At 68.3% G+C, this 12,355-nt stretch carries 10 protein-coding genes; 3 read left to right on the forward strand and 7 right to left on the reverse strand.

Features of this window, described 5'->3' with window-relative positions; all coding sequences use genetic code 11:
• Positions 1–123: 123 nt before the first annotated feature.
• Together ACOJUJ_RS25345 and ACOJUJ_RS25350 are read right to left on the reverse strand one after the other, a co-directional pair.
• Positions 124–1,038 (reverse strand): serine hydrolase, encoded by a 915-nt coding sequence (locus tag ACOJUJ_RS25345; RefSeq protein ID WP_420129721.1) that lies wholly within the window; start codon positions 1,036–1,038, stop codon positions 124–126.
• A gap of 8 nt (positions 1,039–1,046) precedes the next feature.
• A complete protein-coding gene (locus ACOJUJ_RS25350; RefSeq protein ID WP_420129722.1) occupies positions 1,047–1,799 on the reverse strand; it encodes a hypothetical protein in 753 nt (250 codons plus the stop codon).
• A gap of 361 nt (positions 1,800–2,160) precedes the next feature.
• On the opposite strand from ACOJUJ_RS25350, the gene ACOJUJ_RS25355 reads away from it, so the two are divergent.
• Positions 2,161–2,757 carry a C40 family peptidase gene (locus ACOJUJ_RS25355; RefSeq protein ID WP_420129723.1) on the forward strand — a complete coding sequence of 199 codons (597 nt, stop codon included), beginning with the start codon at positions 2,161–2,163 and terminating at the stop codon, positions 2,755–2,757.
• 211 nt (positions 2,758–2,968) lie between these two features.
• On the opposite strand, the gene ACOJUJ_RS25360 is transcribed toward ACOJUJ_RS25355, so the two are convergent.
• Entirely contained in the window at positions 2,969–4,108 is a 1,140-nt protein-coding gene (locus ACOJUJ_RS25360) for a CapA family protein (RefSeq protein ID WP_420129724.1), read from the reverse strand.
• Between the two features lie 317 nt (positions 4,109–4,425).
• The gene (locus ACOJUJ_RS25365; protein WP_420129725.1) at positions 4,426–5,286 is read right to left on the reverse strand and encodes a menaquinone biosynthetic enzyme MqnA/MqnD family protein; all 861 of its coding nucleotides are present in this window, start codon (positions 5,284–5,286) and stop codon (positions 4,426–4,428) included.
• Between the two features lie 327 nt (positions 5,287–5,613).
• On the opposite strand from ACOJUJ_RS25365, the gene ACOJUJ_RS25370 reads away from it, so the two are divergent.
• The gene (locus tag ACOJUJ_RS25370) at positions 5,614–6,189 is read left to right on the forward strand and encodes a choice-of-anchor V domain-containing protein (protein ID WP_420129726.1); all 576 of its coding nucleotides are present in this window, start codon (positions 5,614–5,616) and stop codon (positions 6,187–6,189) included.
• Positions 6,190–6,286: 97 nt separating this feature from the next.
• On the opposite strand, the gene ACOJUJ_RS25375 is transcribed toward ACOJUJ_RS25370, so the two are convergent.
• A complete protein-coding gene (locus tag ACOJUJ_RS25375; RefSeq protein WP_420129727.1) occupies positions 6,287–7,585 on the reverse strand; it encodes an IPT/TIG domain-containing protein in 1,299 nt (432 codons plus the stop codon).
• A 303-nt stretch (positions 7,586–7,888) separates the two neighbouring features.
• On the opposite strand from ACOJUJ_RS25375, the gene ACOJUJ_RS25380 reads away from it, so the two are divergent.
• Positions 7,889–9,550: a toll/interleukin-1 receptor domain-containing protein gene (locus ACOJUJ_RS25380; RefSeq protein WP_420129728.1), complete on the forward strand. Its 1,662-nt coding sequence runs from the start codon at positions 7,889–7,891 to the stop codon at positions 9,548–9,550.
• Positions 9,551–9,678: 128 nt separating this feature from the next.
• Here ACOJUJ_RS25380 and acs read toward each other — a convergent pair whose 3' ends face one another.
• The gene (acs, locus tag ACOJUJ_RS25385; protein WP_420129729.1) at positions 9,679–11,694 is read right to left on the reverse strand and encodes an acetate--CoA ligase; all 2,016 of its coding nucleotides are present in this window, start codon (positions 11,692–11,694) and stop codon (positions 9,679–9,681) included.
• A 341-nt stretch (positions 11,695–12,035) separates the two neighbouring features.
• The gene (locus ACOJUJ_RS25390) at positions 12,036–12,227 is read right to left on the reverse strand and encodes a hypothetical protein (protein WP_420129730.1); all 192 of its coding nucleotides are present in this window, start codon (positions 12,225–12,227) and stop codon (positions 12,036–12,038) included.
• Positions 12,228–12,355: the final 128 nt, after the last annotated feature.

Raw genomic sequence — 12,355 nt, forward strand, 5'->3', positions numbered from 1 at the left:
TCGGCATGCGGTGAAAGGTAAGGGACCGGCGCTGCATGGCGCGAGCGGCTGCATCTTCCCGGGTGGATTGCCGGTCCGGCGGTTCTCAACGCCGATGCGCCCGCCTGCGTCGGCGGGTCCGCTTTAGCGCGGAATCGGCGGCGGCGGGGCGGAGGGGTTGAAGAAGCGGTAGACCTCGGCGCCGATGCGGGCGATGAGCAGGTTGGCGGGGTTGTCGGTGGCGTACGAGGTGTCGCGGTTCTCGCGCGTCATCACGCACAGGGCCACGGGAGCGTCGGGGCCGTACAGGATGCCGCAGTCGTTGCGCGACTGGTCCACGTCGCCGCTCTTGTGCGCGGCGGTGGCGCCGTCCGGCAGCCAGCGCACCATCTTGTTCCAGTCCTCGTTGCCGCGCAGCATGGCCAGCGCCACCGAGTCCATCCGGGGTGACACGGCGCGCCCCTGGTGCAGCAGCGTGAACAGCCGCACCGTCTCGTCCGGCGTGGTGACGCCCAGCCCGTACTTCACCGAGCTGTCCATCGCCACCGAGGTGGAGCGCAGGAACGTCTTGCTGTGGATGCGCGTGTGCGGCAGCCCCAGCGAATCCATCTTGGCCCACACGGTGCGCATGGGCACCTTGTCCAGCAGCAGGTTGGTGGCGGTGTTGTCGCTGATGATGATCATCAGCCGCGCCGCGTCCTCCACCGTCAGCTGCAGGCCGCCGTGCAGGTGCTGCAGCACGCCGCTGCCGCCCACCCGGTCGCGCGCGATCATCGTCAGCGGGTCGTCCAGCCGCATTGTCCCCCGCTCCACCTCGTCCAGCAGCGCCACCAGCACCGAAACCTTGATCAGCGACGCCGAGGGGAACGTCTCCGCCCCGCGGATGGACAGCGACTCGCCCGTGGCCAGGTTGCGCACGCTGACCCCCACCACGCCCTCGTACCCGCGCGTGATCTGTTCGATCGACCGCCGCAACCCGGCGATGTCGGCCTGGGCGGTGGCCTGGAGCGGAAGGACGGCGATCAGGAGCGCGGCAAAGCAGGCGAGGCGCAGGCGCATGGGGTCGCTCAGGGTTGTGGATGGGGATGCGCGGCGGCGCGGCGGCGGTGCCAGCGGTAGCCGGCGTGCGCCAGGTGCTCGGCGACGGGGATGAGCAGGAACGGCGCGAAGAGCGTCCACACGAACAGGTACTTGGCGAAGAAGAACGAGTTGGCCGCGCCGTGCAGCGCCCGCGGCAGGCTCTGGAACGACTGCGCGTCGAGGTCGGTCAGGTCTGCGTGGCGCAGCGCGTTCACCGCGCCGCGCGCGCCGTCCGGCACCTGCACCTGGTCCAGCGCGTGGTGCACCAGCGCCAGGTTCAGCCGGTACAGGGCCTGGCGAACGAGCGGGTTGCGCACGCGCTCGCCGGACATCTGCTCGGCGACCAGCGTTTCCACCGTGGCCACGGAGCCGCGGGGCTTGCCCAGCTTTTCGTTCAGCGCCGTCTGCAGCGCGGGAAGGTACGAGCGTGCGTAGGAGATCGCCGGGTCGGTGGTGCGGTCGATGGCGGTGCGCACCACCCGGTGCGCGCTGTACACGCTCCCCAGCGAGGCGCACAGCAGCATCAGCACCACCGGCACGTACACGTAGTTCATCCGCGCCACCCACCCCCACGGCCGCGGGTCGCGCCGCAGCATCCCCCGCCGCCCCGCGAATACGACCAGCCCCACGCCCAGCGCGAGCCCGCCTGCACCAAAGACGATGGCGGTAAGCGTCGCCTTCCACAGCCCGTTCGCCACGGTGCCCGCGAACAGGTCCGTAAACGTCTGCATCTCGTTCATCACACGCGTCCTTCTGTTCGCTCGATCATCCGCCGATGCACGATGATCTGGTGGATCGGCGGGAACGTGCGGCCATGGTAGCGGGCGATGGGCATCGTCACAAGAACGCCCGCCCGTCCGCCCTTTCCGCCGCCCCGAAGACCGGATCGCAAGTCGATGGGGCGCAACGGGATAGAGATTCGTTCGCCCCGAAGGTGTTGACGGGCCTCACGGCCGGGCGTAGGTTGCCGCCCCATCCAACAGCAGTGCTGCTGTATCCGTCCGGCGCCGCCGCGGTCGTCATTCTCCCTTGCGAGGGACCGACGCCACCCGGCCAGCTGTTTCCCGGCGCCGGGAACGCGGACCCGAATCCCCGAAAACGATGTCCCGGACCACCGCGCTGCGTGCGCTGTTCTTTTCCGTTCTACTGCTTCCCGTCGTGGCCGTGGCCCAGGAAGGCCGCCCCGTACCCAGCGACGACTCGCCCCGCTTTGGCATGGAAGCCCGCCGCGACTCCGTGGTCGCGTTCGCCCGCCAGCAGCTTGGCATCCGCTACGTCTTTGGCGGCACCAGCACCCGTGGCTTTGACTGCAGCGGCTTTACCCAGTACCTGGCCCGCGCCTTTGGCGTAAACCTGCCGCGCACCGCCGCCCAGCAGGCGCGCGTGGGGACGGAGATTCCCCGCGAACGCTCCATGCTGCGCCCCGGCGACCTGCTTACCTTTGGCCGCGGCGGCCGGGTAACGCACATCGGCGTCTACGTGGGCGACGGGCGGTACGTGCACGCCAGCAGTGGCCGCGGCCAGATCACCGAAAGCAACCTGGACCGCCCGCAGAGCAACCTGGTCCGCGCCTGGATGGGCGTGCGCCGCGTGTTCGGCTCGCAGATCGACAGCACGGCCGCCACGGTGGCCCAGCGCGCCCCCGCGCCTCGCCAGGGCACCCCCGCGGTCCCTCGCGCCACGCGCCCGCGCAGCTGATCTTCCGTCTTCGGTCGATGCAGATCACGATGAGGCCGGCTCCCGAGCAAGGGAGCCGGCTTCTTCGTTTTTCATCCATCACAAGAAATAGCTCACACGGAGTCAACGGAGTTAACGGAGTTGCTTTGTCGTGTTTCCTCGGACCGAAGCCCGATGAAACGGCACGAGAAAACTCCGTTAACTCCGTTGACTCCGTGTGAGGCCCAGTCGGTTACGGGCTCCGCCGCCGCGCTCCACGCCTGCGCGGCGCCACGGAGTCGGGCTGAACGGCGGGCGCGGGGATCCCGGGCAGCGCGCGCGGGAGCGGCGTGCCGTCCGGGCGCAGCACCTCGCCGGTGTAGCGATCCAGACGCGCGGCGGTGGACGGCATGTCGATGCGGCCCAGCGAGTCCGTCAGCACGGCGGCGCGATGTGTGGAATCGATCGAAACCAGCCCCGGCACCCGCTGCACGGTGGATCGCAGCTGCGCGGAAAGGATGGCGCCGTCGCGGCCCAGGACCGCGCAGGCGATGCCGCCCCGGTTCAGCGGCTCGCTCATGGTGAACGGGCCGTACGTCACCAGGTTGCCCAGCGAGTAGAAGACCAGCTTGCCGTCGCGCCACTCCGCCGCGCGCATCACGTGCGGCCCGTGGCCGATCACCAGGTCCGCGCCGGACTCCACCGCCGCGCGCGCGAACGCCACCACGTTGCCACGGTCCTCGCCCACGAACATCTCCCGCGCGTTGGGCGTGTTCTGCCGGCCGCGCCCCTCCGCGCCCATGTGCATGGTCACCACCACGCGCGCGTACGCGTCCGCGGCGCGGCGCACCTGCCGGCGCACGGCGGGCAGGTCGCGCGGGTCCGGCCCCGTCCACTGCGCGTAGCCCAGGAACGCCACCGTGTCGCCGCGTTCGGTGACCACGGGCGTGGCGATGGTGTCCATCCCCGTCACCTGCACGCCAGCGTCGTCCAGGTGGCGGATGGTGTTGCGGCGGCCGATGTCGCCGTCGTCGCGGGCGTGGTTGTTGGCCACGTTGCCAATCACCCGCGCCTGCTCCGGCGCCACCCGCCGCATGGCCCCCGCCGCCGCCACCGGCGAGCGAAAGGCGAAGCACGCCGTGGATCCGCGCGCGCACTTCTGGCGGTTGATGCGCCCCTCGCCGATGGCCGCTTCCACGTTCAGCAGCACGATGTCCGCATCCTCCAGCAGCGGCCGCAGCGGCGCCAGCAGCGAGTCCGGCGACGGCAGCGCGGCCACGCGGCGGCCCAGCCGCGCACGGGCGGTGTGCACCCAGGTGGTGTCGAGGTTGGTGCCCAGCGTCACGTCGCCGCCGGCGCACACGCGCACGCCCGCGGCGGTGTCCGTCGACAAGGGCCGGAGAGGCGGACGCGGTTGATGACGCGACTGCGCGTCCAGCGGCGCGACGGAAAGCCCCAGCGCGGCCACCAGCGCGCAAAGGGCCGGTCCGCGGCGAAGAGCGCCGCGGAGGCAGGGAAGGGGATGGGAGTTCACGGTTGATTCCGCGAGAGAACGAGAGCCGCGCCGGCGGATGCACCGGCGCGGCCCCTGAAAGATGTACACACTCGCGCGGCCCGCCAAGGCCCGCGCTCAGCCGGGCACGTTGTGGAACTGGATGTGGATCATCCGCCCCGATCCGACCGTTCCCGCCAGGACGAGGTCGCCGCCGGTCAGCCGATCGCCACGTGCGGATCTTTGACGGATACAAAGCGCAGGCGCGGTGCCTGGGGAATCTCGCCGATCTCCGCGGCCAGGCGGTAGAAGGTGGTAAGCCCCTCCAGCATCGGCGCGTCCAGCTCGTACGACAGGTCGCGCCAGTAGCCGTCCAGGAACGCGGCGTCAAACCCGAACCGATCCGCCCAGCGAGCCGCGAGTTCCGCGCGGTGGGCGTGGCCGTAGGCGCGCGATTCCAGCAGTGCGGCGTGCAGCCGCCGCAACGCGTCGTCCGAGCCGCCGCCCGCCTGCCAGACGGCGAACGCGAACGGCAGCCCCGTGTGCGCCCACCACTCCGCGCCCAGATCGAAGCGATGCGGCACCCGCGGATACAGGTCCGCCTGCAGCGCCACGTCGCCGATGAACAGCGCCGCGTCGGCGCCCGCGGCGAACGGATCTTCCGCCGCCTGGTCGAACCAGCGAAAGCGCGGCTGCACGCCCCAGCGCAGCCGCAGCAGCACCTTCAGCAGCACCACGGAGGTGGCGGATGCCGTGGGCATGGCCACCAGCGCGCCGTCCAGCTGCTCCGGCGGCCGCGTGGTCGCGAAGATGATGCTGCGCACCGGACCCCGTGCGCCGATCACCAGGTCCGGCAGCACGCGGTAGCGGTGCGCGTTGCGGGCGAACTCGATGCTGGAGCACGGCGCCACGTCAATCTCGCCGCGCTCCAGCAGCGCGTTCAGGTGCGACGGTACGCCCTGCACGATGTCGATCCACTCCGGCGCGCCCACGTCCAGCAGTCGCGCGTGCACCGGAAAGCAGTTGCTGTAGATGATGTGCCCCAGCCGCAGCCGCTCCGCCACTGTCCCGTCGCCCATCCGCATCCATCCGCGCTGATACGAAAAAACGCCGGGGCGCCGCACCGCCGCCCCGGTCCCTCCATCATCCGCCAAATGACCTGTACATCGGCCCATTGTCAACCACAGCCAACTTCCCCTGCCTGCCCGGACCGATACCCGCGAACCCTGAATCTCACCCCTCCGCCTGCACTCCGTTAACTCCGTTGACTCCGTGTGAGGCACATCCGTAAAAGCCGGCGGATACCCGGATCTCAGCCCCCGGCCCTCGACAATCCGCCCGACGTGATGTAGCTATCATCGGCCATCCCTCCCAAGCCCCTGAACCTCGCGCCGAAGTCTGGGAAGATGAAGCTCCGGAGTGCGCTCGCCGTTTTTCCCCTGTCGCTTGCCGCCGCCGCAATCCTCGCCGCGGCGGGCTCCGCGCGTGTGCACGGCCGCGTCTATCCGTACGGCGCGCCGCCGGGGACGACGGGCGGATTCGGCGAGCCCACCTGCATCGCCTGCCACTTCGGCAACGAGCAGAACGACCCCGCCGGCTCCCTGACGATCGAAGGCCTGCCCGAGCGCTACACGCCCGGACAGGCCTATCGCCTGATCGTGCGCCTGCGCCGCCCGCGGATGGCCGCCGCCGGCTTTCAGCTTTCCGCCCGCACCGCCGCCGGCGCCCAGGCTGGCGAACTCGCCGTGGCGGCGGGCTCCACGGCGGTGAAGGTGGAAACCACCGCCGGCATCCGCTACGCCGGCCACACCGAGCCCGGATCCCGCCTCGCCGCCCCCGGTGCTGCCGAGTGGTCCGTCCTCTGGACCGCCCCCGCCACCGGTCCCGTCACCTTCTCCGCCGCCGCCAACGCCGCCGACAACGACGGCTCGCCGCTGGGCGACTACGTGTACGCGCTGGAGCGGAGGGCGCGAGGGCCTTGAGCTCACGAGCATGCCCTGAGGCAACAGAAGAGGCGCGGCAAAATCGCCGCGCCTCTTTTTGTTGGTCAACCCGCCAGGTTGCAACCGCGCTCGGCACTCAGCCAGCGGCCGGACCAGGAACGGTGTAATCGAAGGTGGATTCACGGCTATCAGGGTTGCGCACCCGTAGCTTCAGCACCGTGCCCTCCGCGGGGATCGCGCCCAGTTCCAACTTCAATTCCGTCGCGCTCACGAAGGTGGAAGTCACCTTCGCATCGTTGACGAAAACCTCCGGCTGCGCCACGAACCCGGTCCCCTGAATGGTGAAGTCGCGGGTCACGGCGCCCTGCTGGTCTCTCGCCGGAACGACGTTGGAGATCTTGAGCGCGACTGCTCCCGCGCCGGCGGCATCGGTGTTCGTGGCGGTGGTGCTGGGTGCAGTGCCCTGTGGCGCCGCGTCGGCCCCCTTTGCCGGCTTGGACAGCAGTGTCTCGGAAATCTCCTTCAGCTTGAGGATGGCCTGCTCGCTGAACAGCCCCACCAGCGTGGCAAACGCGATGAATCCGAAGGGGCTTGTGTTCTCGAAGCTGGTGCCGGGGGAAAAGAACCCGCCCCGCACCACCACGTAGAACACGAACGCGAGCCCTGCCCCGGTGGTGATCAGCAGCACGTACCGCGGCAGCCAGCTCATCACCAGCTCACGGTTGCCCACGTACCACCCGAATGACCGCAGCACGTGCAGCAGCCCGCCCAGCGCGCCACCCAGCAGCACCAGCATCAGCAGCCGCTGCTCGTCCCATAGCAGGAAGTCGCGCCCGAACAACCGCACGCAAGCGGCCGGTGCCGGCTTGTCCTTGCGCGTCCACGCCTGCTCCAGGCGGCCTTTGCAAGTACGCGTATCGGCGGTAGTCCCCGAGGCGGCAGTACTTCCCGATGCAGATGTACCGCCGGCGCGGGCCGCTGTTGAACCCGCGGGACGAGGTGCCACCCCCGCCGTGCCCACGCTGTCTCCGGCCCCTGCCGCTGCCGCCGAATCCCGCAGACGCGCCGCCGCGGCCGAATCCGCCGGACGAGACGCCGCGGCCGCGGTGCGCACGCTGTCGGCCCTGCGGGCGCTGTCCGCGGCGCGAACGCTGTCGACGGCGTCAAACATCGCTTGCCAGGAGCGTGGGCCTGCCGTGGTTTCCGTGCGGATGGGTTCCGTCGATGGCGTGGGCTGTGGCCACAGTGCCAGCAGCAGGTAGAACACCAGCAGCACCGTCGCGGTCAGCAGCGCGCCAAAGCCCAGAATGAACGCCTTGGGCACGAACCGGCTTCCCGGGCCGCCTCCCGGCGTGGCATCCGTGGGTGCCTGGGTCGGCAGAATACCGTTGCTCATGGTGGGATGTCCGTCATGAAGGATGGAGAGTGGATCCAAGTGCGGCCATCCACGAATGAACGCGCGGGGGGCGCGAGTCAAGCATTGCAGTCGCCCCTCGCGCTTGGGCGTAGAGCGCATCAAAGACTGTTGATGGACAGGGAGCGTTGATTTTCCCGACGGCACGCCGGGGATGCAGGCGCCTATGCGGACGAACCGCAGGAGCCCAGCGAACCGGAGGGTGGACCTTGGAGGATGCGATGAAGAAACGGACCGCGCACTCAGAATGCTGGATGTGCTTCCGAATTACAACTATGATGAAGGGCATGGCATAGCATGAACCGCGTTCCATGAGGAGCCTTCATGTTTACACTCGAGGTCACGTTCCGGGGGATGTTCGTCTTCGTACCCGATCATGCCGCGGGGGTGGTGCATGCGCTGCTGCCGAACACGTCTGGTCACATCGACCCCTATCATCAGCACACGAGTTCGCCGTACATCGCCAGGCTTCTCAGCCCGGGCTTCGAACGAGATCTGCCGCTGGAAGGGTGGGTTCTGAACTTCGGAGAAGGCTCGGGTGCGAACACGGAGTTAAGGCCCAGAAGCTCCTCCGCCGAGGAGCTTCTCGACCTGACGTTGGTTACCGGCTCCAGGCTTTCTCCAGGACTCCTGAGCTACTCGCCCAATCCCCTGGTGCTCGCACGGATTTCGCTCGATTCTGGTTATGCAAGCAGGATGGGCGGCGAGGCACTCTGGGAGTTTGATGGGCGCCAGGATATTCGCCTTGCCAGCGAGCTGACGTGGACCATGCAGTTGCCTGGCGATTCGCTGGATATTAGCCGCGCTCGCATGGGAACAGGTGAGCGCGAAGATTTGCCAGCGCTTCTCCCCCAAGACGGGCTGATCAGGTTGGAAGTCTCCCACATCCCGCTGGCGGATGTTTCCCCTGGAACGAGCAGTCCCTCGAGCGAACTGAAGCAGCATTTCGCTGAATACTACAATCTTCTCGATATTTCGAGCACCGCTGAGAACTTGATCCCGCGTCTGAGCAAGCTGAACAGACATGATGTCGGAATCATCACCCCCGTCTCCGCGATCGCGGGGCTCGATGACGGTGGACCGCGTGAGCCACGTGAACCGCGCGGGCCGTCAAGTCCAATACACGAGTTTTACCCGGTGGACAAGCCGCAACCCGTCGGATCGGATGTGCCTCCAGCGGCTCCTGAGCCGGTCCTGCTAGGCGCTTCGGCGCCGAAGCAGGTTCAGCCGGGAAACGAATACCTCGTCACGTTCGCCGCATACGTCAAAGCCTTTGAAAAGCAGGCCGAGCACCGGCTCTCACAGGATTTAGAGAGCAGTCCGCCAAAACTGGGCGTCAAGACGGCCTTCGCTGCTCGCTGGAAGCGCGGCGCACCCGTCGCGGTCGAACTCTTCGCTTCCGGCCTGGAGGTGCCGGATCCCACGCAGTCGTTTGAGTGGGACGGCGAGTACAATGTTCTGGACTTCACGATACGCGTCCCCGCCGACGCGGCCGAGCGCCAGATCGTGCTGACGCTGAAAGCAACGATTGATGGGTTCAATGTCGGGCAGATCTCCCTATCCGTAGCGATCGGGAGCACCCTCTCTGGCGAGCGGATATCCAGTCAGACTCAGGCACCGGATCGCGCCTTTGTTTCATACGCCAGCAAGGACATGGCTGATGTCTACCAGCGTGTTTCCTCCCTTGAAGCGTTTACGGGTGTGGACTTCTTCGTGGATCGGGATGGATTGAGGATGGGTGAGCGATATGAGGCAAGATTGGAGAAAGAAATCACCACCCGCGAGACATTCCTGCTCTTCTGGTCTCGTCACGCCCAAGCGTCAAGATGGGTTACGCGCGAGTGGAAGCTAGCGCTGAACTCCGGGAAAAACGCGCCCCCTCACTTCCAGATCCATTTGCTCGAGCGGGTCAATCCGAAACGCGTTCCTAAGCCGCTGCGTAACTTCCACCTTGACGACCGCTGGTTGAAGGCGGCCGAGTCGTAGCCATCCATTCACCGTCGCCGCATTCTGGCTAGTTGCGGTGCTTTGCTGTGAGGGCAAGTCTCCCGCGCTGCAACGGGCGCCCCTCATGTGAGGAGCGCCCGTTCTTGTCGCCTACACCGACGTAATCGTCAGCCTTCCTTGGCCTCGTAGTCGTCCTTGAGCCGCGCGACGACGGTGGGGTCGGCGAGGGTGGTGGTGTCGCCGAGGGCGCGGCCTTCGGCGATGTCTTTGAGCAGGCGGCGCATGATCTTGCCGCTGCGCGTCTTGGGAAGGTCGCCGGCGAACAGGATGGCGTCGGGGCGCGCGATGGCGCCGATCTTCCGCACCACGTGGTCGCTCAGCTCCTTCATCAGCGCGTCGGTGGCCTCGATGCCCTCCTTCAACGTGACGAACGCGGCGACGGCCTGGCCCTTCAACTCGTGCGCCTTGCCCACGACGGCGGCTTCGGCGACGGAGGGGTGGTCGACCAGGGCGCTCTCCACCTCCATCGTGCCGATGCGGTGGCCGGCGACGTTCAGCACGTCGTCGATGCGGCCGATGACCCAGAAGTTGCCGCGCTCGTCGCGCTTGGCGCCGTCGCCGGGAAAGTAGACGCTCTCGCCGGGCTGCGAATCATCCCCCGCCCCCACGGTCTCGCCCGCCCACTTGCTCCAGTAGGTCTCCACAAAGCGCTGCGGATCGCCCCAGATGCCGCGCAGCATGCTGGGCCAGGGGCGCCGGATGGCCAGAAATCCGCCGCCCGTCGGGATGTGCTCGCCCTTGAGCGAAAGGATGTCGGCGCGGATGCCGGGGAAGGGCGTGGTCGCGCTGCCGGGGACGGTTTCGGTAAGACCGGGGAGCGGGGTGATCATGATGGCGCCCGTCTCCGTCTGCCACCACGTGTCCACGATGGGGCAGCGCGCGCCGCCGATGTTCTGGTGGTACCAGACCCACGCCTCGGGGTTGATGGGCTCGCCCACGGTGCCCAGCAGCCGCAGCGTGGAAAGATCGTACTTCGCGGGCCACTCCGTGCCCCACTTCATGAACGCGCGAATCGCCGTCGGCGCGGTGTAGAAGATCGTCACCCGGTAGTCCTGGATGATCTTCCACATCCGCCCGCGGTCAGGTGCGTCGGGCGCACCCTCGTACATCAGCACCGTCGCGCCGTTGGCCAGCGGGCCGTACACGATGTACGAGTGGCCCGTCACCCATCCCACGTCGGCCGTGCACCAGTAGACGTCGTCGTCCTTGAGGTCGAAGACCAGGTTGGTGGTCGCCAGGCACTGGGTCAGGTAGCCGCCCGTGCTGTGCATGATCCCCTTGGGCTTGCCCGTGGTGCCGCTGGTGTAGAGGATGAACAGCAGGTCCTCCGCATCCATCGGCTCCGCGGGGCAGTCGGCATCGGCGGATTCCACCACGTCGTGCCACCAGTGGTCGCGGCCCTCCTTCATCCCGGCGCCGCCCAGCGAATCGCCGTCGGAGCCGTGGCGGCGGACCACCAGGACGTGCTGGATGGACGGGCATCCGCCCTCCTGCTCCACCGCCTCGTCCGCGGCGCGCTTGAGGGCGACGATGCCGCCGCGCCGGTATCCGCCGTCCGCGGTGATGAGGACCTTGCACTCCGCGTCGCGGATGCGGTCACGCAGGCTCTCGGCGCTGAATCCTCCGAACACCACCGAGTGCGCGGCGCCGATGCGGGCGCAGGCCAGCATGGCGATGGCGGCTTCGGGGATCATCGGCAGGTAGATGGCGACGCGGTCGCCCTTGGTCACGCCCATCTTCTTGAGCGCGTTCGCGGCCTTCGACACCTCGCGGTGCAGGTCGGCGTAGGTGTAGGTGCGCGTGTCGCCCGGCTCGCCCTCCCACAGCAGCGCGGTCTTGCCGCCGCGTCCTTCTTCCACGTGCCGGTCAAGGCAGTTGTACGATGCGTTCAGCCGGCCGCCCACGAACCACTTTGCGTACGGCGGCTGCCAGTCCAGCACGCGCTCCCACGGCGCAAACCAGTGCAGCCGTTGCGCCCATTCCGCCCAGTACGCTTCGGGGTCGGCGTCCGCGGCGGCGTAGATCCGCGGGTCGCTGGCGTTGGCCTGGGCGGTAAACGCCGGCGGCGGCGGAAAGGCGCGGTCTTCGGTCAGAAGGGAGTCGAGCGTGCTCTCCGTGGACATGCGGCGGTTCTCCGGCGGTTGGGCGATCGGAATGCGCTCGGGGCGGCGGCTGGCGTCGCGCCATGGTATGCCGCGACGCGGAGCCGCCGCAAGGCTCAGACCGGGCGCCGCGCGACGAGGGCGCCGGACACATTCGTGTGGCGGGAACGCTGGTGCCGAATCCTGAAAACGAACGTCTCACGGGAAGGGCGCGGAGGCGCAGAGAGGACCTTCCTCCGCGTCTCCGCGCCCTTCCGCGCGAGACCGTATGCCAGCGGACGGGATCACCCCGTGATCCCCGCAGCTGGGATCGCCGCCGGGCCGCGCGTGCCCGGCGAGCGATGGGAGCCGTTCGGGGCGAGCTAATACGTGGGCTGCTCCTCACAGGTGCGGTGGCCGCCGGCCAGCGCGTACCGCGTGCAGACCGGGGGCGGCCGGCCGTCGTCCTCGCTCAGGTTCATCTGGATGTCGGCCGCGGTGGCGGACGCGGTGGGGCTGCTGCCGCAGGCGGCGGCGGAGAGGAGAAGGGCGGCTGCGAGCAGGATCTTGCGCATGGGAGCCTTTCGTGGTGGGAGAGGAGGACTGCGAAGGTACGTTATCTATAGCACCAGAAATCCTTGCGTGGAAGCGATCGTGCGCTCAAAGGCCGTATGAGAGCGGGCCCGGCGATCATCCCGGGTCC

The sequence above is a fragment of the Longimicrobium sp. genome, assembly GCF_048594345.1.
Taxonomy (GTDB): domain Bacteria; phylum Gemmatimonadota; class Gemmatimonadetes; order Longimicrobiales; family Longimicrobiaceae; genus Longimicrobium.

Bases quoted from the DNA above. Each gene is read 5' to 3' on its own strand.
- acs (WP_420129729.1), bottom strand. From the start codon at position 11,694: ATGTCCACGGAGAGCACGCTCGACTCCCTTCTGACCGAAGACCGCGCC.
- ACOJUJ_RS25355 (WP_420129723.1), top strand. From the start codon at position 2,161: ATGTCCCGGACCACCGCGCTGCGTGCGCTGTTCTTTTCCGTTCTACTG.
- ACOJUJ_RS25365 (WP_420129725.1), bottom strand. From the start codon at position 5,286: ATGGGCGACGGGACAGTGGCGGAGCGGCTGCGGCTGGGGCACATCATC.
- ACOJUJ_RS25370 (WP_420129726.1), top strand. From the start codon at position 5,614: ATGAAGCTCCGGAGTGCGCTCGCCGTTTTTCCCCTGTCGCTTGCCGCC.
- ACOJUJ_RS25350 (WP_420129722.1), bottom strand. From the start codon at position 1,799: ATGAACGAGATGCAGACGTTTACGGACCTGTTCGCGGGCACCGTGGCG.
- ACOJUJ_RS25390 (WP_420129730.1), bottom strand. From the start codon at position 12,227: ATGCGCAAGATCCTGCTCGCAGCCGCCCTTCTCCTCTCCGCCGCCGCC.
- ACOJUJ_RS25380 (WP_420129728.1), top strand. From the start codon at position 7,889: ATGTTTACACTCGAGGTCACGTTCCGGGGGATGTTCGTCTTCGTACCC.
- ACOJUJ_RS25345 (WP_420129721.1), bottom strand. From the start codon at position 1,038: ATGCGCCTGCGCCTCGCCTGCTTTGCCGCGCTCCTGATCGCCGTCCTT.